The sequence below is a fragment of the Seohaeicola saemankumensis genome (assembly GCF_042678485.1).
Lineage (GTDB): Bacteria > Pseudomonadota > Alphaproteobacteria > Rhodobacterales > Rhodobacteraceae > Seohaeicola > Seohaeicola saemankumensis.
Map to the genome: position 1 here is coordinate 127498 of NZ_JBHTKR010000004.1, position 21462 is coordinate 148959.

General features: G+C 59.9%; 20 protein-coding genes and 1 pseudogene. 11 read left to right on the forward strand and 10 right to left on the reverse strand.

The genetic code is table 11. The annotated features are described in order from the left end of the window. The first annotated feature begins 144 nt into the window (after nt 1-144). From ACFQ3C_RS10330 to ACFQ3C_RS10340, 3 genes are read left to right on the forward strand one after another with little or no spacing between them, the layout of a single operon-like run. Nucleotides 145-1590: a mannose-1-phosphate guanylyltransferase/mannose-6-phosphate isomerase gene (locus ACFQ3C_RS10330; RefSeq protein WP_380791386.1), complete on the forward strand. Its 1446-nt coding sequence runs from the start codon at nt 145-147 to the stop codon at nt 1588-1590. Between the two features lie 9 nt (nt 1591-1599). Further along, a complete protein-coding gene (locus ACFQ3C_RS10335) occupies nt 1600-2829 on the forward strand; it encodes a glycosyltransferase family 4 protein (RefSeq protein WP_380791388.1) in 1230 nt (409 codons plus the stop codon). A gap of 32 nt (nt 2830-2861) precedes the next feature. After that, complete coding sequence (locus ACFQ3C_RS10340; protein WP_380791390.1) at nt 2862-3812, forward strand: polysaccharide deacetylase family protein; 951 nt, start codon at nt 2862-2864, stop codon at nt 3810-3812. Between the two features lie 3 nt (nt 3813-3815). Here ACFQ3C_RS10340 and ACFQ3C_RS10345 read toward each other — a convergent pair whose 3' ends face one another. Further along, a complete protein-coding gene (locus ACFQ3C_RS10345) occupies nt 3816-4409 on the reverse strand; it encodes an isopropylmalate isomerase (protein WP_380791392.1) in 594 nt (197 codons plus the stop codon). A gap of 6 nt (nt 4410-4415) precedes the next feature. Next, nucleotides 4416-6041, reverse strand: coding sequence for an exosortase E/protease, VPEID-CTERM system (gene xrtE, locus ACFQ3C_RS10350; RefSeq protein ID WP_380791394.1), 1626 nt, complete (start codon nt 6039-6041; stop codon nt 4416-4418). A 237-nt stretch (nt 6042-6278) separates the two neighbouring features. Between xrtE and ACFQ3C_RS10355 the strand changes: the two are divergent. Continuing rightward, nucleotides 6279-6443: pseudogene (locus ACFQ3C_RS10355) on the forward strand (transposase); the annotation flags it as partial. Nucleotides 6444-6689: 246 nt separating this feature from the next. Here the strand turns inward: ACFQ3C_RS10355 and ACFQ3C_RS10360 are convergent. The 8 genes from ACFQ3C_RS10360 to ACFQ3C_RS10395 form a co-directional block, all read right to left on the reverse strand. Then, entirely contained in the window at nt 6690-7805 is a 1116-nt protein-coding gene (locus tag ACFQ3C_RS10360; protein WP_380791396.1) for a DUF1996 domain-containing protein, read from the reverse strand. Nucleotides 7806-8001: 196 nt separating this feature from the next. Further along, nucleotides 8002-8841, reverse strand: coding sequence for a 2OG-Fe(II) oxygenase (locus tag ACFQ3C_RS10365; protein WP_380791398.1), 840 nt, complete (start codon nt 8839-8841; stop codon nt 8002-8004). A 272-nt stretch (nt 8842-9113) separates the two neighbouring features. After that, nucleotides 9114-9998 carry a WavE lipopolysaccharide synthesis family protein gene (locus tag ACFQ3C_RS10370; RefSeq protein ID WP_380791400.1) on the reverse strand — a complete coding sequence of 295 codons (885 nt, stop codon included), beginning with the start codon at nt 9996-9998 and terminating at the stop codon, nt 9114-9116. 179 nt (nt 9999-10177) lie between these two features. Beyond that, nucleotides 10178-10924, reverse strand: a complete 747-nt coding sequence (locus ACFQ3C_RS10375; protein WP_380791402.1) for a glycosyltransferase family 2 protein — start codon at nt 10922-10924, stop codon at nt 10178-10180. Beyond that, on the reverse strand, nt 10918-11238 hold the full coding sequence (locus ACFQ3C_RS10380; RefSeq protein ID WP_380791404.1) for a cupin domain-containing protein: 321 nt from the start codon (nt 11236-11238) through the stop codon (nt 10918-10920). Before ACFQ3C_RS10380 ends, ACFQ3C_RS10375 begins: the two co-directional genes overlap by 7 nt. A gap of 10 nt (nt 11239-11248) precedes the next feature. Further along, the gene (locus tag ACFQ3C_RS10385; RefSeq protein WP_380791406.1) at nt 11249-11980 is read right to left on the reverse strand and encodes a glycosyltransferase family 2 protein; all 732 of its coding nucleotides are present in this window, start codon (nt 11978-11980) and stop codon (nt 11249-11251) included. Then, complete coding sequence (locus ACFQ3C_RS10390) at nt 11977-12609, reverse strand: HAD family hydrolase (RefSeq protein WP_380791408.1); 633 nt, start codon at nt 12607-12609, stop codon at nt 11977-11979. The genes ACFQ3C_RS10385 and ACFQ3C_RS10390 overlap by 4 nt, the downstream gene beginning before the upstream one ends. After that, the gene (locus ACFQ3C_RS10395; protein ID WP_380791410.1) at nt 12599-13237 is read right to left on the reverse strand and encodes a hypothetical protein; all 639 of its coding nucleotides are present in this window, start codon (nt 13235-13237) and stop codon (nt 12599-12601) included. The genes ACFQ3C_RS10390 and ACFQ3C_RS10395 overlap by 11 nt, the downstream gene beginning before the upstream one ends. A gap of 476 nt (nt 13238-13713) precedes the next feature. Here ACFQ3C_RS10395 and ACFQ3C_RS10400 point away from each other — a divergent pair, with 476 nt between their 5' ends. The 7 genes from ACFQ3C_RS10400 to ACFQ3C_RS10430 are packed head-to-tail and all read left to right on the forward strand — an operon-like array spanning nt 13714 to nt 21316. Continuing rightward, nucleotides 13714-15213 carry a UbiA family prenyltransferase gene (locus ACFQ3C_RS10400; RefSeq protein ID WP_380791412.1) on the forward strand — a complete coding sequence of 500 codons (1500 nt, stop codon included), beginning with the start codon at nt 13714-13716 and terminating at the stop codon, nt 15211-15213. 8 nt (nt 15214-15221) lie between these two features. After that, the gene (locus ACFQ3C_RS10405; RefSeq protein WP_380791414.1) at nt 15222-15665 is read left to right on the forward strand and encodes a GtrA family protein; all 444 of its coding nucleotides are present in this window, start codon (nt 15222-15224) and stop codon (nt 15663-15665) included. After that, on the forward strand, nt 15662-16990 hold the full coding sequence (locus ACFQ3C_RS10410) for an FAD-binding oxidoreductase (RefSeq protein WP_380791416.1): 1329 nt from the start codon (nt 15662-15664) through the stop codon (nt 16988-16990). The genes ACFQ3C_RS10405 and ACFQ3C_RS10410 overlap by 4 nt, the downstream gene beginning before the upstream one ends. Continuing rightward, entirely contained in the window at nt 16987-17775 is a 789-nt protein-coding gene (locus tag ACFQ3C_RS10415; protein ID WP_380791418.1) for an SDR family oxidoreductase, read from the forward strand. The genes ACFQ3C_RS10410 and ACFQ3C_RS10415 overlap by 4 nt, the downstream gene beginning before the upstream one ends. A gap of 25 nt (nt 17776-17800) precedes the next feature. Next, a complete protein-coding gene (locus tag ACFQ3C_RS10420; protein WP_380791420.1) occupies nt 17801-19363 on the forward strand; it encodes a hypothetical protein in 1563 nt (520 codons plus the stop codon). 5 nt (nt 19364-19368) lie between these two features. Continuing rightward, on the forward strand, nt 19369-20388 hold the full coding sequence (gene galE, locus ACFQ3C_RS10425; RefSeq protein ID WP_380791422.1) for a UDP-glucose 4-epimerase GalE: 1020 nt from the start codon (nt 19369-19371) through the stop codon (nt 20386-20388). Nucleotides 20389-20440: 52 nt separating this feature from the next. Next, complete coding sequence (locus tag ACFQ3C_RS10430) at nt 20441-21316, forward strand: class I SAM-dependent methyltransferase (RefSeq protein WP_380791424.1); 876 nt, start codon at nt 20441-20443, stop codon at nt 21314-21316. Nucleotides 21317-21462: the final 146 nt, after the last annotated feature.

Here is a 21462-nt window from a genome sequence, read left to right on the forward strand (position 1 = left end):
CAACACCCGCACAAGAAGCTGGCTGTTCATGCAACAGTCCCCTTGGCTATGCCTGACAGGCGCGCTTTGGAATTGCTGATTTCAACCCATGCGGTACTGTTGTCAAAGTTTGAGCGGACGTTCAGAAGGAAACATTGGCCCGGCATGAAACATGTTTACCCTGTGCTGTTGTGCGGCGGATCGGGAACACGGCTGTGGCCGCTGTCGCGCAAGAGTTATCCCAAGCAATTCGTGCCACTTGTGGGCCAGCAGACGCTGTTCCAGGACACGGCCGCGCGGTTGACGGGGCAAGGCGCTGGGCTGGCCTTTCAGCGGCCCGTGGTGCTGACCAATGCGGATTTCCGCTTTATCGTGACCGCACAGCTATCGGCGCTGCAGATCGACCCGATGGCGGTGATGATCGAACCGTTCGGGCGCAACACCGCGCCATCGGTGCTGGCGGCGGCGCTGTACCTGGACAAGGTCGACCCAGATGCCCTGGTGCTTGTGGCGCCGGCCGATCACGTGCTGCCCGATACCGCCGCGTTCCATGCCGCCGTAGCCGAAGGGGCAAAGGCGGCGGAACAGGGTCGATTGGTGACCTTCGGCATCACGCCAGACCGGCCCGAGACCGGATATGGCTATCTGCAACTGGCGCAGCGCCCGGATGGTAGCGGTGCGGCCCTGCCGCTGGCACGTTTCGTGGAAAAGCCGGATCTGGCGCGGGCCAAGGTGCTGCTGGGTCAGGGGGATTGCCTGTGGAATGCGGGTATCTTCCTGTTCAAGCCACGCGACATGATCGCGGCCTTCGCGGCCCATGCGCCCGATCTGGTCGATCCGGTGCGCGCGGCGGTGGATCAGGCGCGGCCCGATCTGGGCCTGCTGCGTCTTGATCCCGGCGCCTGGGGGCAATTGCGCGATATCAGTGTCGATCATGCGGTGATGGAAAAGGCCGACAACCTGTCGGTCGTACCCTATGACGGGGTCTGGTCCGACCTTGGCGGCTGGGAATCGGTCTGGCGCGAGATGGGCCCGGATGCCGATGGCGTGGCCCTGGGCGGCAATGCCACCGCGATTGATTGCGCCGATACACTGCTGCGGTCCGAGGCGGAGGGGTTGCAGATCGTCGGTATCGGGCTGAAGAATATCGTGGCGATTGCCATGCCCGACGCGGTGCTGGTGGCCGACATGAGCCGCGCACAGGATGTCAAACGCGTGGTCGATATCTTGCGGGAAAAGGGCGCCGCACAGGCCGAGACGTTGCCCCGCGACCACCGGCCCTGGGGCTGGTTCGAAAGCCTGGCACTGGGTGGGCGCTTCCAGGTCAAGCGGATCCTGGTGCATCCGGGTGCTGCCTTGAGCCTGCAAAGCCATGTGCACCGGTCCGAACACTGGGTGGTTGTCGAGGGCACCGCGCGCGTGACCGTGGGCGACGAGGTGAAGCTGCTGACCGAGAACCAGTCGGTCTATGTGCCCGTGGGCGCCATTCACCGCCTGGAAAACCCCGGCAAGCTGCCGATGGTGATGATCGAGGTGCAGACCGGCGCCTATGTCGGCGAGGATGACATCATCCGCTACGAGGATGTTTACGGTCGCCAGGCCAGGGAATAGAGTCTGATCATGCAGAACATCCCCGCCACCTTGCGCGTTGCCTATCTGGTGAACCAATATCCCAAGGTCAGCCATACGTTCATCCGGCGCGAGATCCTTGCGCTGGAGGCACTGGGCGTGACGGTGGATCGTTTCGCCCTGCGCGGCTGGGATGGCGATGCGGTGGACCCTGTCGATCTGCAGGAGCGGGACAAGACCGCCTATACGCTGAAGAACGGGATCGTGGCGTTGATGATGGGTTTGGGGCGGCGTTTCCTGCGGCAGCCCGGCACGGTGTGGCAAGGTGTCCGGGCCGCGATGGCGATGGCGCGAGGGGGGATGCGACCCTGGCCCTACCATCTGGTCTATCTTGCCCATGCCAGCTGGATCCTTGACCGGCTGGAACGTCAGCCGGTTGCCCATCTGCACGCACATTTCGGCACGAACCCGGCGGAAATCGCCAATCTGGTGCATGTGATGGGCGGGCCGACCTACAGTTTCACAGTGCATGGCATGGACGAGGCGGACAATGCGCCGCGTTTGGCCTTTGACACCAAGATCGAGGCTGCGGGCTTTGCCGTGGCGATCAGCGCCTATACCCGCAGCCAGTTGATGCGGCATCTGCCGCCTGATCTGTGGCCCAGGATCAAGGTGGTGCATTGTGGCCTGCCCGAAAGCGCCTTTTCCGCGCCGGGAACCGAGGAAACCGGTCCCGATACGCCCGTGTTTCTGTGCGTCGGGCGGCTGAGCGGCGAAAAGGGGCATCTTGTGTTGCTGGATGCCTTTGCACAGGTGCGGGCGCATCATCCCGACGCGTTGCTGGTGCTGGCCGGGGATGGTGATCTGCGCGCGGTGATCGAGGCGCGGATCAACGCACTGGACCTTCGTGATGCCGTGCGGATCACCGGTTGGATTGGCTCGGATCAGGTGATGCGGGAATTGCAGAACTGTCACGTTCTGGTGCAGCCCAGTTTCATCGAAGGGTTGCCCGTGGTGATCATGGAGGCGATGGCGCAGCGGCGGGCCGTAATCTCGACCTTCGTTGCGGGGATACCTGAACTTGTCATTCCCGATGAAAACGGCTGGCTGGTTCCTGCAGGAACCATCGAGGAGCTGGCGCAGGCGATGGAGAACAGCATCACACTGCCGCAGACCAAGATGAGGGCGATGCGCAACGCGGCCTTTGACCGGGTCCGCGCGCGCCACAGCATCCTGACCGAGGCGGGCAGGCTGAAGGCCCTGTTTCTGGGTCAGGGCTGATTTTGGCGGGGCTGCGCAGAATCGCGGGGCAGATGGCGGCGACTTTTCCGCCGCCGATCCTGCGACGGCTTCGCAGGGTGCCGGACGGGACGGTTGCCGTGCTGTGCTATCACACGCTGGGAACGGATGATCAGGGGCCGGATGTCTGGACCGCACTGCGGATCAGGGATTTCCGGGCGCAGATCAAGTTGCTGCGGCGTTGGTTCGATGTCGTGGATATGGACACGGCCTTCGGCCAGGCGCAGGTCCGGACCCAGGGCAAGCCGCTGGCCGTGGTGACATTCGATGATGGGGATATCGGTCTTTATCGCCATCTGATCCCGTTTCTGGCGCAAGACCAGGTACCCGTCACCGTCTATGTCGCGACCAGCCAGATCCAGACCGGCGTGCCCTATTGGTTCGACAGGGTGATGAACGCGCTGCAAGCTCCGATTGCCATAGACCTGACGTTGGACGAGTTGGGCAAGTGGCGCTTTGGCGTACAGAGCGGGGCAGCGCGTTGGCAGCTTTTGGGCCCACTGCTGGAGACGATGAAGACCCTGGTGCCGGAACGACGTGCGTTACTCACCGAAAAGATAGAGGCGCAGGCGGGCAGGGGGGCAGAGCAGCGGGCGGCGCTTGGCCCGATGAGCGTGGCGCAACTGCAGGCGCTGGCCGCCTGTCCCGGTGTTACCATCGGCGCGCACAGCCATTGCCATAACCTGTTGGACCAGATCCCGATGAAGCAGGCGCGCGAAAGCGTTCTGACCTCGCGCGCGCTTTTGCAGGAATGGACCGGGCAGGATGTTCGCCACTTTGCCTATCCGAATGGCAATCACAATGCGGCTTTGCGGGGCATGTTGCGGGATGCGGGTTTTGCCACAGCCGTGGCGTTGGACAATGGACTGGCGCTTCCGGGGGGTGATGCCTTTGCCCTCTCAAGGATCGCGGTCGGACGCCATGATCCGATGTGGCGCATCAAGCTGCGTCTGGCGGGGCTATAGCGGTTATTCCCGCCTGAGACGCGGGATTGCAGCCAGCAGGATCAGTACCAGACCGGAAAGCTCCAAAATCCAATTCACACGCAGGGATTTCCATTCGGTAGAAATCAGGTGATCGACGTCATGAAAGCCTACGGCGCGGATCACAACGAACCCCAGAACGAAGGCAAAGCCCAGAACTGCCAGCGCGTTGCGGCGCAAGCTGGCGCGCAGAAACCATGCCAGTGCCACTGCGGTGAGCAGGGCGCCGGCAGCCAGCCCCCGGATGAAGCCGCGCTGCATGCTGGCGCGGTCGTCATACCAGCCGGTAAGTTGGGCGTGACAGCGGCCTATCGCGGTCAACAGGGATTGAAGATCCAGTTGCTTGTTCACCGCCAGAAAGGCCAGAACCACGCCAATTCCACCCCAGAACATCCGCTCTCGTGCCGCGCCGGGCCCGTCGAAAGAGTTTAGCACCGCCAGTGTCAGGGCGGCCAACGCGGCAATGACATAGACCCCGACGATGACCCAGCTCATGACATGGGGATCCCCGATGCCGGGGCTCCAGTTCTCATGCGCGCAGGCAAGGGTCTGGGCGAAGGTGTGGGACCAGTTGGACATGCCCCCTCAGATCAGCGAGAAATCGCGGGTGATCAGGGCCGCTGCGGCCACGGTGGCATTGGCCACCAGATGCGAGATCACCGCATCGGTCACCCGGCCACGGCGCAGCATCACCAGGGCGAAAACGATGCCCGCGATGGCGGCCGCGGCCCAGCGGCCATGCAGGGCGGCGAATAGTACGGTGGATACGGCAATGGCGATCAACCGCCAGACCATGCCGCCACGGTCCAGACGGGCCATGACATAGCCCCGAAAGAACATCTCTTCCACCAGCGGGACCAGAAACACCGTTCCGATCACGCGCAATGCGATCCAGACCGCCACAAGGGCGGCGGGCAGCGTGGCCAGCGCCATGGCAATGCCCGACGCCTCGTCCCCGCCTTTTTCGGCCAGCACAACCCAGAACAGGCCCACGGCCAGACCGCTGCCGATGGCGATCGGATCAGCACCCCATGGCAGGCTGCTGTAGTGATGACGGAAGGTCCAGACGGCGAGCGCCAGACCCAGCACGATCAGCGGATACCCCAGCGGGGGAAAGAGAAACAGGGCCTGCGTCAGGATTCCCGTCAGCATGAAGACGACAAAGGGCAGGATGCGCGCGGCCAGCGGATCAGTCGTCAACGGGGGTGCTGTGCGGTGGCGGGCGTGGTCGTGGCGCAGCCAGTTCACCTTCTGGATGGAATAGACAAGAACCAGCGCCAGCAGCGTGAAGAACATCCAGCCTGCGTAGCTGTGAAAGCCGTTCACGGCCAGTTCGGGCGAGACATAGGCGCCGATCAGGATCAGCACAGCGATACGGATCACGTTCAGAACCACGCTGAACGCCAGCCCCAGCGGCAGGACCGTCAACCAGTAGCGGCCCAGGCGTAGATCCTTGCGGAACAGCAGGCCGTAGAACAGCACGAAGGCGGAGACCAGGGCCATCCCCTCGACCCCGGAACACTGGCGCGCGATATGCACGGCGAAATCATCGATTCCGATGATATAGGTCGCGGCGTCGGCGTAGGTTTGCGTGCTGAACAGGCGCAGAACCTCATAGACTGCGGCAAAGGTCGCCTCGGTGATCACGCCCAGATCCCAGATCGGGAGGATCATGTCGGCCAGATCGGGGACCACTGCTGCGATCAAGAGCATGATCAGCGGCAGGAAACGGTCCTGTGACAGAACCCTGGCCCAGTCGCGCGGGGCCGCGATCCAGAACAGACCGCCGATGGCCCCAAGCGCCGAGCCGAGCCCCCAAAGGATTGTCCAGCTGCGAAAGCCCGTGCCGATGTCGACGCCGCCCGTCAGGATCAAGGGCATCCAGAGCAGCGCAACGCCGATCATGTGCATCACCATCCAGCCGCGCCCCCGATGATCGGCTGATGCGGCGGCAAAACCGGTGAAAAGCGCGGGCCTGGCCCAGACAAGGATGCCGAAGGTGGCAAAGACCACCAGACTGCGCGCGACAAGGCTGCGCAGAAAGCGGCAGGTGCCGAACGCGTCCGTATCGCCGCATTCGAAGGTGACGAAAAACTGGTATACGATCACGAGTGAAAGCAGCTCAGCCAGGAACACGCCAAGGATCATCAACCCCCGGTAGTTGTTTGTTGATCGTGCGCCGATCGTTTTCGTCGATGTCGAATGATTCATCCGTCGTCCTGCTGAAATGACTCAGGTTCCGCGTTATTTATGGGCTATGGGCAATAACGCCGTTTTATTCAAGTTATGTGGGGTATTTTTATGGCCTTCTGCACCCAAAAAAAGCGCATATGACGCCTATGGTGCTTTCAGGGCAATAAAGCCCGATAATCCATTGGGACCCTGCGTGCTGACTTTATCTGTTCGGCTGTCAGGCGCATCGCGTAAAAAGGCCGAACACATGACCGCAAGCCGCGTGTCGATGAGTGGCGTGTTTTGAGCGGCATTATACTCATCAATCGCAATGGCTTGCGGTGGTGTGATGCACCGAAGGCGTTTGGTCCACCCAGGACCCTCTACAACCGTTGGAAGCGATGGGGCGACAAGGGTGTCTTTGCCCGGATGATGGAGGGGGGCCAAGGTCTTCCTCTTCGCCGTCGCCCTCGCCGCGACCGTCATGTTCTGGCTATGACGAGAGAACGAGTCCTGACCCTAGCAACTGTTCTTGTTCATGGTGTGTTATCAGGAAAGGCTTTCAATCTTCCGTTGAGGTCATGTCGCAGGGTGCAGGCGCGCCAAAGCAGAGAAATCCTGGTTTCGGAAAGATCCAGGATGCGGAAAAGCAGTTTGCCCTATGCCATCTGGGCGCAAGTTGATCTGTCAATGGTGCCCCGGCAACATGTGGGGCCATCCCTTCAAGGCATCGGGTGTTGACGTGACACCCTCTGCGATCTTGAAAAAGTCGTAGACCCGCTGGCCATCAGGTGAAAAGAACTGATCTGCTGCGTGCTTCTGCAGTCCGGGACCGCATTCGCGATACCCTTCCTTGACGCAGTCAGCCATGATCTGTGCCGACTTCTCTGTCCAGCCCGCCATGTAATCGGCATGCGCTGTCGTTCCCTTTGGCGCTTTCTTCATCATGTCGGATGATAGATACCAATCGGAATCGAACGGGACATCGCTCCAATGGATGGTCTGGGTCAGTTGCGGAATGAGGTAGGGATGCGACAACGGACAACGGCCTGACGAATAGGCGACGTGCTTCGACCCCCCCGGGCTTGTGAGGACCGGAGAGCCGTCCTTGTTCACGGCAACGCAGTCGGGAAATTTGATTTCGATGGTAACACCATCATGATCGAAAACCCGGATTGTCGCCCTCCACAGTTCCTCATCAACCGTGCTGACGACCACACCGCTGGACCCTTTCACCTTGTCATTCGTGAGAATCTGAAGGCCTGCCGGAATGGGCTTTATCTGACGTCGATCTGTCACCCAGCTTTTGTAGTAAAGGTTGATCACCGTGGGCAAAACCACTTCGCCCTGCTCATTGAAAAGCGCCGGAACCCAATAGGCGGAACGGTTGGTGATACCACCGTCGCAGGTCGTACGCCCTGACGTTGCGATGCTTTCGCTCGTGCTATGAGCGTCCACATCAGTATTACCGAAAAACAGGTGAAGATGCGCAGCGCCTTCCTGACCAGGATATACGACCGGGTCATTGTAGGAAAAATGCGAAGGAACGCAGAAAAACCTGAATCCGTGATGGTCCAGGTTTTCTTTCCCGCCATGCGGGGCTGGCATCGAGCTTTCTGCCGTACCGCGGGTGACAACATAGCGATATTGCGAATGATTCACGGTTCCATGTGCCGAAGACGCACGCGCAGACTGTTCGGAAACCCACAGGTCCGGCAGGAACAGAAACGTAGCTGCGGCAAGGCATGTGCTGACGCAGGCGGTCAGAACCGATCGTTTTCTGGTTCTATGCATCGTGAGCATCGTCCTACCTTTCCATGACAAGGCCATATTCTCTTGGAGCGCAAAGCCAGCTGTTTTGAGTCCTTCGCATGTTCGTGAAATCTGCAGACTCAAGTTTACACTACCACAGCAGCAAAAGCTTGGTCAGCCTTGGCGCATTTGAAGAAAAATATGAACCGCAGACAAGATCACCTTCGACAACTGACCCGCGACATGATCAAAAGCCGAGACGAGCCAGTCGCCAGATCACTTTGCGATAGACTAACGGTGGCAGAATCTCTTGCAGGAACTGATGCCGTGCAATCTGGCGATCAGGCTTGTCCTGCGTGCCGGGGCGCGGTTTGAAAAGGGTTGTGTGACCCTTGCGCAAATCTGACCATGTCGCGGTGTAGTAGTAAAGCGCAAGAGACATCCGAGGGTCGCCATTTGGATTGTTGACGGGTTCCGGATTGCCGTGCCACGTGTCTGATCTTGTGTTGAAACAAACCATTCGATTGAATATCGGCGTGAAGGATTTGACCTTCTCGGTCATATCGGTGTTCCAGATCTCGAACTCACCACCCCATTCGGGTTTCCAGTCCTTGTTCAGGTATATCAGGACGTTCAGGCGGCGCTCGACGTTCAGCTTGCCGTGGTGATTGAAGTCGGCATGGATATCAAGATGTCCACCGTTTTGTGTGATATGGACCCCGCCACCGATAAAATAGGGGTCTGGGATCAGGCCGGAAATGCCGGTCAATTCTTCCAGGAAAGCCAGAAACGGCCGCGAGTTCAGCGCATAGAACAGGTTGCGTGTGTAAGGCGGCAGCCGTTCGGGCGAGAATGCAGATTTCAGCTTCTCCTGCGGGCGATTGAAGCTGGATTCCGCTTCCGGCAGCTGTTGCAGCTCCTGCAAAACGCGCTCCAGAACCTCCTCGGGAAGGAAATTGTCGAAGAAGCCGTAGGGATACGGTTCGCGACCCTGATAGGCGGCCGCATTCTGCTCTCCTACCTCTTTGGCAATCGCAGAGCGAAGAGAAAGTGTTTCAACATCAAAAGGCAGTACTGCATTGGTCATTTGCTTTTCTATGCTCGCGCTATTTATAATAATTCATCAAAACACTTCCAAAACACTATTGAAAGCATAACCTGAATGAACCCAGTATGGGCTGAATCTCTGTCAAGCCGGATGATTCAAAGAACCAAGGCAAATAGTTACACTAAAACGAGTGGCAAAAAGTAACATCCCGGCGTTGCTTTCGCAAGTTTCGAGGGTGATCCGGCAGATCCACAGCCATCCGAATTGCTTGTCGCAAAGAAGTTCAGGAAATTCTGCACGCGCATCACGCTCTAATTCTGCGGTCGCAGAACGCCCAGAAAGACATCCTCCAATATTTCATTGTAACGGCTTGCGCTTTCGACAGGCAGTTGACGGCTATGCAGCAACATCCATTCCAGAAAACTCATCTCTTGCCTGTTTGAAACATGGGCATAAGTCTTGATCAGCTCTGCCCGGGTCCATGTCTGGCTTTTGACCCAGTAGAAATCCGTAGTGCCATAATCGGCGAAGCAGAAACGATCCCGATAGGCCGTCCATGAGTCCTGAATTGTCCAGTCAGGTTGATGCCCCATCCGGGTCAGGAAATGGCTGGCAAGATAACATTCAGGAACGGTTTCTCGGCAAAGTTGGCCGATACTATACTTGCGATAGATCTGATCGCGGGCTTCGGTCCAGCGTTCGGAAACCTCCGCACCCTGAAGCGGCGGTGTCCAATAAGCCAGCATATCCTGCGCGTTGCCAAACAGGGATTGGTCGGTCACATGATAGGGTACAAACTTCAAAGACCCCTGCCCAAGCCCGATGATCCTGTGGTTCTGTTTGCCCGACACGGCCACCGGGAAGCTTTGCTGCATACCGATCAGGAAAGACAGCAGGTTGGGCTCGTAGAGACGCTGATCGGTGCGTGTCTTCATCACCCACTGCGCGCCCTTTTGAACGGCGTGGCGCACCCCTGCCCCAGCGCTGACGATCTGCATGTTCATGTTCGACATCCCCGCAAAAGCGGGCTTGTCGTTCTTCAGGACCGTGACCCCCAGATCGGCCACCTTCGCCAGGGCATTGGCGTCCTCGTCACTCCACGTTGACAGGATCAGCTCCGCGTCGGGCATGTTGCGCCGATACAGACGCAGGGTATTGAGGGTGAAATCATCCTCTTTCGCGATCGGGCCCTGCATGACAACCGCACAACCATCCGCACGGCAATCCGGCTCTGGCCAGGTTCCGATCTGATCAAAATGCTTGGGCCGTTTGTGATAGGTTGCGTACGCGTTTCCACGACGATTCTCCTGGTCCACGGACCAGTTCAACAGCCGTCGGATAAGACGGTTCCGAAGGTTGTTCATGCGGCCTGAATTCATTCTTGCACAGCACGTTGGGCGACTTCGGTTTCAAGGAAAGCATCCAGATCGGCCGGTGTTCCGATACCATGCATTCCATTGCCCGCAGAGCCGATGTCGAAACAGTCGATCCTGGCACCCTCGTCGATCAGCATATCATAGGCAGGAGCAACATAGAATTCGCCGTTCACCCGGTTTCCGGCCGCGATCATCGCATCTGCGGCGCGCACGAAATCGCTTCCTTTGGCGAAATTGTATATACCGACCGTCGCCTCGTTCGAGACGACCTCTTTCTCGACGACCTGAACCACACGGCCTGTCGCGTCACGACGCACGAAGGACCATTTCGGATCATCCGCCCACATCGTCATGATCAGCCCCGCCGCATCGCCAAGGGCCGCCAGATACGCGTTGATATCAGCATCGATATACTGATCGCAATTAGCGATCATCAGGGGTGCGTCGCCGTCGATCAGATCGCGCGCCAAAAGAACCGTGCACGCTGCCCCTTCGGTGATTCCATCGACATGGGTAATCGTGCAACCCGATGCCCAAAGCGCCAGTTTACCGGACAGGCCATAGGTCGTGTCATGTTCGCGCTGGATCAGAAAATGAAAGCGATGCGGCATGTCAGGCGTCAGGTTGCGGATGACCAGTTCAATCATCGGCATTCCCAGCACCGGAATCAGGGGTTTGGGAAGCGTATATCCAGCATCGACAAAGCGCTGTCCGCGCCCCGCCATGGGCACCACGATATTCAGCATTCGTATTTGTCTCCTGCGACGCTGGGGGTCTTGACCACGACGGTGGTCACATCGGTCAATGCCTCGAAATCAGTGTCCTGCCCGGGTTCGATGCGGACGATATCACCGGCTTCAAGCACCAGATCGTTCATCCGCGCGCGTCCGGTCAGGATCAGCGTGACCTCTGTCGCGATCTTGTGCATGTGCCGCGCCTCGACGGATCCGGCCTCATAAGTTTTGACCGCAACTTCGGCTGCATCGCTATGCAGCACGGTTGGTGCGAAATCCCCGACGAACCAGCCCTTGCTCATGTCGGACAGTTTGAATGCCTGCATAACGTACAAATCACCCTTTTGCTTTCAGAAGGTTGTCGTATTCCTCGACAGATTGTGGCGTGGCGAGCGAGATATAGCTGCTACGGTCGATCCGTTCGACACCGACCTTCATCTGCGCCAGGACCAATTCGTTCAGGCTGGGGCAGACAAAGAAACCGCCGTTCACGCTGGCATCCTTGCGGATCATCTTCTTGGCAGCATCTATGAAGAACCGGCCTTGCCGGAAATAGAAGACTCCGGCCGTCGCATTGCGGCTGATCGGGCGTTTCTCGGCGGCCTCGATCACCAGATCATTTTCGTCCGTCTGCACGAAGGACCAGCGCGGATGCACGGAATCGAAGACCACCGTTCCTGCATCCAGAGACCGGGTGCGGAACTTGTCCAGCACGGCCTTCAGATCGAAATCAAGGATCTGGTCGGCATTGGCGATCAGCAATTCCTGATCATTGTCGATATGTTCGATGGCCAGAAGCGCGGTGCAAGCGGCGCCTGCGGTGGGGCCATCGACGCGCATCACCTCGGCTCCGGGGGACAGCAGATGCAGTACCTCGCGCAGGTAGAAACGCAGATCGTCTTCCTTGCGAATGACGAAGATCATCTTCGCATCCGTCAGCGGTTTGAACGGTGTCAGCGTATGTTCGATCAACGGACGGCCCGCGATCTCGATCAGGGGCTTCGTATAGGCATAGCCTTGCTGGCGGAAACTCTCATCGCTGCCGCCCATCGGGATCAGGATGTTCATGCCATGGCCTCCTCTGCGTGTTGGATGGCTTGCAGCAGGCGGTCCAGTTGCACGTCCAAAACGTTCTGCACCACCAGAAGATGACAGCCAGCCGCTTCGGCAGCCTTGATGCCGTTGGGATTGTCCTCGACCACGAGGCAGTGATCGGGGGACAGTCCCAATTCCGCTGCTGCTTTGAGGTAGATATCGGGGTGCGGTTTGGGCTTGGTCACGTCTTCGTTGCTGACCATGATGTCCAGATATTGCCGCAGATTGCTTTTCTCCATCATCAATTCGACCGACGAGCGGATGGAGTTCGAGCCAAGGCCCAGTTTGTAGCCCCGCGCTTTAAGGTTCGAAAGCGCATATTCGTGCACAAACATGGGTTTGCACTTCAGATAGACCTGATCGACCGTATATTGCTGCTTCAGGTCGCTGAGGAACCCGTGCAGCCCGCGCGGAAGACCGCGCTCGGCTGACAGCATCTCAAGTTTCTTGCGCGTGGGCAGTCCGTCGAACGTCGTCAGGTGATCCGCACGCGAGATCGTGTAGCCGAAATAGCCCAAAGCGCGGTTGAGCGCCTCGTAATGCCATTCCTTGGCGTCGATCAGGACGCCGTCCATATCGAAGATCACAGCTTCAATGGGCATGACCGAAGTGCTCCTTTGCGGTTTGCGGATGATCCGTGCAGATCATCACGTCGTCATTGTTCAGCAGGTCCGCGGCCGTGGCGAGCCTGTCCCATACGGGCAGATGCGGCCGCCGGTGCAACTCGGGCGAGACAATGCAGACCCGACGACCGGCATCCAGATGGCGGCGGATCGTGTCGGCGTTCCACCAGTCGGACCCGAAGGCATCCAGCCAGATCCCGGCGCAGCGATCAGCCAGAAGCGGCTCGGGCTCAATATCGCTGTGGCGGGTGAATACAGGCACCCCTGCGTTCAACCAGTGCAGCATATCGGGAATCGACATGTCGAAGACAAAGGCATCGCATGGGGCGAATTCTTCCAGCAATGCGCCGACCATCTTCTGCAATCCATCGGCCTTTATGTTCAGCGCCAGTGGCAGCGCCGGGTCGCGGTTCTGGTGCAGGGCCAGACAGTCGGCAGCGGTCATGGCATCGTCCGTTGCAGGATCATGCGCGATGACAAGCTGTCCGTTCAGGTCGCGCAAATCGGTTTCCGTCCCGAAGCCCTCATCGAATGAACGAATGAACGCGTCAGGCGTGTTTTTCTCGGCTACCGAATGCCAGAAACCCCTGTGACTTAAGATCTTCATGTGTGTCTATTTGACTTGAGGAAAATTGCGCCAAGCGGGCGATTTCTTATGCTCAACTATGTTGAACAGACAGGCAATTTGCAAACCCTTTGTGAAGTCGACGACGACCGCAACAGACATGCAGGGAAGTCTTAAGGTATTGTAAAAAAGTCATTTTATGGACAATTCACGGACCCGTCCAAGGCTGCTTTCAACAGGGGACCGACAAGAATCAAACCGTTATGCGTGTGCAGATTTGCCCAGTTTTCATAACAATGACCACGACACATCCCAATTGTGGTCAAACACTGGACACCAAACGGTCTTGTTGCGTCTTTATGCGACTGACTGTGGTGCTCAAAACTCTTAACATGATAGAGTACTCGCAGTTTGTTCCTTGATCGGTTCCCGGCCCAGCCGGGTGGTTTGACTTTGACCAGTGAGGGCCTTTGCGCCCGATAGCGTTGAAAACCATGAACCCTTTTTAAGGACCTACATTGCTGAATCCGCTTTCCGATCCCATGCGGCCCGATGCCGAGTTTTCGGACCAGAATGGTCCTGACATGCGCGCGGTGCTGGTGCTTGATCTGGATGGGACGTTGTGTCGTAGCGATACCCTGCACGAGGCGTTGGTGGGTGTGGTCGCGCACAAGCCGCTTGCTCTGCCATCCGTCCTGGTCGCCCTGCTGCAGGGCAAGGCTGCCTTCAAGAAGGCGGTGGCCGATCATTACGTCGTGCCGGGCGCTCTTTTGCCTTATAATCAGGATGTAGTGGATCTTGCCCATGCCGCGCGGGCCGAGGGGCGCAAAGTCGTTCTGGTTTCAGCTTCGGACCAGCGGCAGGTCAATGCCGTGGCGGATCATTTGGCGATTTTCGATGAGGCGATCGGCACGGGCGGTGCGGATGGCGCGGATGGCGTCAATCTGGGCGGCGCGCGCAAGGCCGACCTGCTGGTCGAACGTTTTGGCGAATCCGGCTTTGATTATGCCGGGGACCGCAGTGTCGATCTGGATGTCTGGACCAGAGCGCGGCGCGTGATCACCGTGGCGGCGGACAACGGGTTGCGCCAGAAGGCCGCTGCGCTGGACGCGCAGGCGGTGCATCTGCCCCGTGGCACGGGGTCGCTGGGCAAGGGCCTGCTTCGCGCGATGCGTCCGCATCAGTGGTTGAAGAACTTTCTTGTCTTTCTGCCGATGGCCGCGGCCCATGATACCAGTCTGGTCGGACAGGCGGTGGCGGCCTTTGTCGCCTTCTGCCTGCTGGCGTCGAGTGTTTATCTCTTCAACGATCTAGTCGATCTTGAGGCCGACCGAGAGCACCCACGCAAGCGGTTCCGCCCTTTCGCGGCGGGCGATGTGCCGGTCATGCTGGGGGTCATGGTCGGCGCGGGCCTATTGCTGGCCGCTGTACTGGTGGCTGTCATTTTCACTCCGCCCGCCTTTCTGGCTGTACTGTTGGTCTATTACTTGGCGACCTTCCTCTATTCGCTCTGGCTCAAGCGCAAGCTGATCGTGGATGTCCTGACGCTGGCGGGTCTTTACACGCTTCGGATCATTGCGGGTGCTGCGGCGACTGGCGTGCTTCTGTCGCCATGGATGCTGGGCTTTTCAATGTTCCTGTTCCTGTCGCTGGCTGCCGTGAAACGTCAGGCCGAGCTGATGGATCAGCTCCGCGACGGGCGGGAAAAGGCAGCCGGACGCGCCTATCAGACAGAGGACCTCCCCGTGTTGCGCGGCATGGCCCTCTCGGCGGGCTATGCTGCCGTGATGGTGTTTGCGCTTTATATCAACAGCGCCGATGTGCGCGGCCTTTACAACCGGCCCGAGTTTCTCTGGCTGATCTGCCCTCTGCTGCTCTACTGGATCAGCCGGATGGTTATGATGACGCATCGCGGGTATATGAATGACGATCCCATCGTCTACACTGCGCGGGACCGGATCAGCCTGATCATCATTCTGTTATGTATAGCGGTAGTCATCACCGCCACACTGGCATGAGCGCACCGATGCGTATTGCCGTTTTCTATATCCTTTTCGGTATATTGGCGGCGGCGGCCAACCTTGGGGCGCAGGCGCTTGTTCATGCGGTTCTTCCCCCGCTCGCAGGTCTGGGCGGCATCGCTTATTGGGTCGCACTGGTCTTTGGGACCGGGGTCGGTCTTGTGGTGAAATACCTGCTCGACAAGCGGTGGATCTTTTTCGACACAAGCCGTGGTCTTGCGGCGCATGGAAGGCAATTCTCGCTCTACACGCTGATGGGTGTCGCGACGACCGTGATCTTCTGGGGCGTGCAAAGCATCGCCTTCGCGATCTTTGGCACGCGCCTCATGCTCTACGTTGGCGGGGCGGTCGGGCTGGCCATCGGCTATGTGGTGAAATATCGGCTGGACAAGCGGTTTGTCTTTGGCCCCGCACAGGCCGGCTCACAGTTTCGCGTGGGGGCCGGATGATCAGGCGAGAGATCTCCGGCTGGGGGCGCTATCCGCGCGAATTCTGCGCCGTGGCGCAGCCGCGCGACCCCGTGGCGGTGCCTGCCGTGTTGTCGGAACTGACCTCGGCCATTCCGCGCGGGATGGGTCGCAGCTATGGCGACAGCGCGATCAACCCTGACGGGGTGATCGACATGCGCAGGCTGAACCGGATGCTCTCGTTCGATCCTGACACGGGTATTCTGGTTGCCGAAGCGGGCGCTACCCTGGCTGATGTGATTGATGCATGTCTTCCGCGCGGCTTTTTCCCGATGGTTACGCCGGGATCCAAGTTCGTCACCTTGGGTGGCGCTATCGCGGCAGATGTACATGGCAAGAACCATCATGTGGACGGCTCTTTCGGCGATCATGTCGCGTGGTTCGATCTGCTGTGTCCAGATGGGGTCGAGCGTCGGTGTAGCCTTGAAGCAAACCCCGATCTGTTCAACCTGACCCTTGGCGGCATGGGCCTTACGGGGATCGTGCTACGCGCCGCTATCCGGCTGCGGCGGGTCGAGACCGGCTATATCAGACAGCGGCGGGTCGTCGCCTCAAATCTGGAGGCGGCGATGCGTGCTTTCGAGGATTATCCCGACAGCACCTATTCGGTCGCCTGGATTGACTGTCTGGCCCGTGGGGCCGCGCGCGGGCGCTCCCTTGTCTATCTGGGGGAACATGCGCGGGTCAGCGATCTGACGGGCGCGCAGAAAGCGGATCCGTTGCGACCCAAACGACGAGCGCTACGACAGGTGCCGCTTGATGCGCCGTCTTGCAGTCTGAACCGCTGGACGGTCCGCGCCTTCAACGCGGGCTATTTCCGGGCGGGTTCACGCGGGCCGGATCACGCCGTCGTGGACTGGGATCGCTATTTCTATCCGCTGGACGCGCTGCGCGACTGGAACAGGATCTATGGGCGCAAAGGCTTTGCCCAATATCAATGCGCCCTGCCCCCGGACAGCGCCGCCGATACGCTGGCGGAAATGTTAGAGGCGGTCAGCGACGCCGGTCAGGGGTCTTTTCTGGCGGTCCTCAAGATGTTCGGAGCAGCCGCCGCCAACCGGCCGATGTCCTTTCCGCGTCCCGGCTATACGCTGGCGCTGGATTTCCCGATCAGCGATGCCGCGCTGCGATTGATGGACCGGCTGGACGCGATGACGCGCGCCGCAGGTGGACGGCTTTATCTGGCCAAGGACAGCCGGATGACGCCCGAAATGATGCACGCAAGCTATCCCGAGGGGGTTGCGGCGCTGCAAGCCTGCCGCGCCCCGCAACTTCAATCCACCCAATCAAGGAGACTTCGCCTGTGACAGTGCCCGCGACATCGATTTCCTATCCGGCGCCGAAAGACCAGCGCAATGCCGATCGACCGGTTCTGGTGCTGGGGGCGCGGTCCGATATCGCGCGGGCTTTGGCCCATGCGCTGGCGGCGCGGGGGCACCCGCTGCAACTGGCGGCGCGACAGGTGGACAGGCTTGAACGGGACCGCGACGATTTCGCCGTGCGGCATGGCGTTCCTGTCTCGTTGCACGAGCTTGATGTGACCCGACCCGAGACTTTCGCGGACATGCTGTCATCGCTGCCTGTTGCGCCGCGGATCGTGATCTCTGCCGTTGGGTTGATGGGGGATCAGGATTCCAATGCCGCTGACCCTGCGCTGGCAATGCAGGTCTTTGCCACGAATTTCACCGGCCCGGCCTTGTTCTGCGAAGAGGTCGCGCGCCGGCTGGATGCAGCGGACATGTCTTCGGCGCTGATCGGGATCAGTTCTGTCGCAGGCGACCGGGGACGGGCGCGCAACTATGTCTATGGATCGGCCAAGGCGGGGTTCACCGCCTATCTGTCAGGTCTGCGCCAGAAATATGCGCGCCGGCCGTTGCTGGTGATGACGGTCCGCCCCGGTTTCGTTGCCACCGCCATGACCCAGGGCATGGACCTGCCGGCACGCCTGACCACCACACCCGAGGCGCTGGCCGCGCGCATCCTGCGCGCGCTCGACAAGGGGCGCCCCGTCCATGTGGACCCGCTGTGGCGGGTTATCATGGGGATCATTACCCACGTGCCCGAACGTATCTTCATGCGCCTGCGTTTCTGAATTCTGACGGACTGGAGTAGATTACATGTCACAGAGCTTCTTGATCCGCCTTGTCCTGATCCTTCTGGTGCTGGCCACGCTCTATCGTATTCTGCCTGTCTTTATGGGGCAGCCGTATCTGTCTGAAGTCTTCATGACCGAGGACGGCTATCTGATGCTGACAGTGGCGCGGAACATCGCCACCGGCCTGGGCATGTCGGTATCCGAAGGCACCATCGACACGAATGGCGTGCAGCCACTGGCCACCTATATCTTTACCCTGCCCTACCTGATCACCGGCGGCGACAAGGTCAGCAGCCTGATCGGGATTCATCTGATATCTGCGGCCATCGCGCTGGCGGCAGCGTTGACTCTGCGGGCGCTTGCGGTGCGGTCTTTCGCGCGGCAGGACGACAATCCTGCCTGGCCCTGGCTGGTGGCAGGGCTGTGGTTCACCGGACCGCTGCTGCTGCGGCACACAATGAACGGGTTGGAAACCGGGCTTTACACGCTGGCCACCCTGGTGGTGCTGGTCTGGTTCACACGTGTCCTGGACAAGGGCGAGGCCGCTCGGCTTTCGGATCGGATGATCCTTGGCGCGCTGTGTGGCCTGGCCTTCCTGTCGCGCAATGACGCGGTGTTCCTGTGCATCGGGGTCTTCGGCTTCTGGTTCCTGTTCAATCTGGCCAATCTGCGAATGGGTCTTATCGCCAGTTTCGCGCGTATCGTGCCGCCGGGGATCCTCAGCCTTGTCTTCGCGGCACCCTGGCTGATCAACAATCAGATCCTGTTCGGATCCATCGTGCCGATCAGCGGTACGGCGCAATCGCTGGGCGCTCACTTCGGACAGAACCTGCCGCTCCTTCCGTCGAAATTGTTTGAATACCATTTTCCGATGTTGCCGGTTCCGACGTCATTGGAAACCAACCCCCTGGTGATCATCAGCGGGTCAGCCCTGATTATGGTGATCCTGTCGGTCTTTGCATGGCGTACATGGCAGCGCGGCGGCGTGATCCGCTATGTGCTGGCGGCTTATGCGGTGCAGGCACTACTTTTGTCGCTTTACTACGGGCTACTGTTCGGCGCGCCGCATTTCCTCAGCCGTTATCTAGCCCCCATCGCGCCGCTGATGATCATCGCGACAGCCTCGGTCCTGCTGGACCTGCTGCGCTGGGTCGTGCCCGCCCATGCCGCACGCCTCGCGACCGGCTTCGGGATGATGGCGCTTCTGCTGTCCACCGCGCTTTGGGTGCGACCGTTCCTGCCCGGCTTCACCCAGGGGCATTTTCAGGTCGTATCCTGGATCGAGGAGAATGTCCCCGACGAGGTCTGGGTCGGTGCGGTGCAGACCGGCACCCTGGGCTATTGGCATGACCGCACGATCAACCTCGATGGCAAGGTCAATCCCGAGGCGCTGGCCGAGTTGCGCGCCAAGGGGCAAGCGCTGGAATATGCCGTAAAAAGCAAGATCGTCTATCTGGCTGACTGGAACGGGCTGACCGGCTGGGCGGAGCTGCCAGACGGTGATTTCAACCAAAATTTCGAGGTGATCGTGGATCAGCCCGAGGTCAACCTGGCCGTTTTGCGTCGGATCGGGGCGACTCAATGACCCGGATGGCTGACAGGCCGCATGTCCTTTTGACCGGGGGCGCGGGTTTCATCGGTTCGCATACCTGTCTCGCGCTGCTGGTGGCGGGGTTTCGAGTGACGATCCTTGATAATTTCGAGAACGCGCAAGCCGATGTCCCAGCGCGGCTGGAGCAGATAGCCGGGTGCCCTATCCCGGTCGAACGTGCCGATATCCGGGATGCGTCCGCCGTTGCAGGAATTGTTGCGCGCGGCGGTTTCGACGCGGTGGTGCATTTTGCCGCGCGCAAAAGCGTGCCGGACAGCGTTGCCGATCCGCTGGGTTACTATGAGACCAATTGCACCGGTCTTTTGAACATTCTGGCGGCGATGCGCGCGGCCGGTGTGAGGCGCATCGTCTTTTCCTCCAGCGCCGCGATTTACGGAATGCCCGAGGTGATGCCGATCACCGAAGACACACCCGCCGCGCCGCTGAACCCCTATGCCGAGACAAAGGTGTTCGGCGAGAATGTCCTGCTTGCGATGGGTCGCGCCGATCCCGCGATGCAGATCGGCATCCTGCGCTATTTCAATCCGGTAGGAGCGCATCCGTCGGGCCTGATCGGCGAGGATCCCAGTCAGCCTCCCGGCAATCTGGTGCCGGTGATCGGACGCGTCGCCACCGGACAGTTGGAGCAGCTGACGGTCTTTGGCAGCGACTGGCCTACGCCGGATGGAACCGGTATCCGTGACTATATCCATGTCGAGGATCTGGCGCGCGGGCATGTGCTGTCGCTTCAGGCGCTGATGGGCGATGGCGGCAGCCATCTGGTCAATCTAGGCACGGGCAAAGGATATTCCGTGCTTGAGGTGCTGCGCACCTATGCCCAGGTGTCGGGGCGTGACATTCCCTACAGGATCGTGGACCGCAGGCCGGGTGATGCGGCTGTTTCCTATGCCGCGACGGAGCGTGCGCGCGCGGTGCTGGGCTTTGAGGCCCGGCATGACCTGCGCGCGATGTGTGCCAGCAACTGGGCCTATCTCAAGGGCCGGATGGCCGCAGTATGAACAGGCCAACCGCGGGCTGATGTGCGGAAGGCTTTCCAGTGAAGGTGAGTAGATGGAATTCGATGATGTATCGTTCGACAAGGCGCAGGCGCTGTTTCTGGGTCAGGATTCAGAGCGCCTGATAGCCTGTCTGGCCGGCTTGAACCTCGGCGCGCCGGTCGAGGATGATCAGGCCCTTTCCATTGTCGAAGCAATGGGCTGGATCCTGCCCGGCACCCGCACGTTGACCGGCTTTGGTTGGTTGGTGTCGGATTCCTGCCGGGAATACAAGTTTTGGGTGGAACGGCAGCGGCGTCTGCCGTTTCTCGGGTTTACCGAGGCCCTGACCGAGACCGCCTTTCACGGCAAGGCCGTGCTTGAGATCGGCGCGGGCATGGGGGCTAATCTGATGTCCCTCTCACCCTTGGTCAAATCGGTGGAAGGTCTGGAGCCGGTAGCGATCTACCGGCAAATGGGTGCAATCCTGCGCCAGCGCGAGGGCCTGCCCGCCGCGCGGCATGGCCCCGGCCGGGCCGAAGCCCTGCCCCATGCGGATGGCAGCTTTGACACGGTGCTCCTGGTGTCCGCCCATCAGTACATGGAGCTTGCCCCCGCCTTTGCCGAGGCCGCGCGCGTGCTGCGACCGGGCGGGGAGTTGATCCTGGTCGGTGGCGTGTTGGGCAAGTTCATGCGTAAGGTGATGTCTGATCTGCCCCGAAAACCTTCGGTGATCCGGCCCGGTCTTGTGACGCTGGTCAATACGCTTGGCTATATGGCGCTGGGGCATCGGGTGGTTGCTGCGCGTAGCGGAACGACCACCTCGCGCCCCATCTATCCCCTGGCCTCGTCGATTTGCCGTCTGCTGCGGGATGTGGGTCTGACCGTCACCGTTCCCGGCGCCGTACTGAGCGACGAGCGGCTTTTTCGTGCCACAAAGCCCTTGAACTGAGGCTTCGCCCACCTTTGCGAGAGGGCGCCCTTATCTTATCTTGACGAATAGACAACCAGGACGGACAGAAATGGCACAACGGATCTTCATCTGCACAAAAACGCCTGAAGGTCTGACGATCTCGCTGCTGGCTGAACACCGGGACT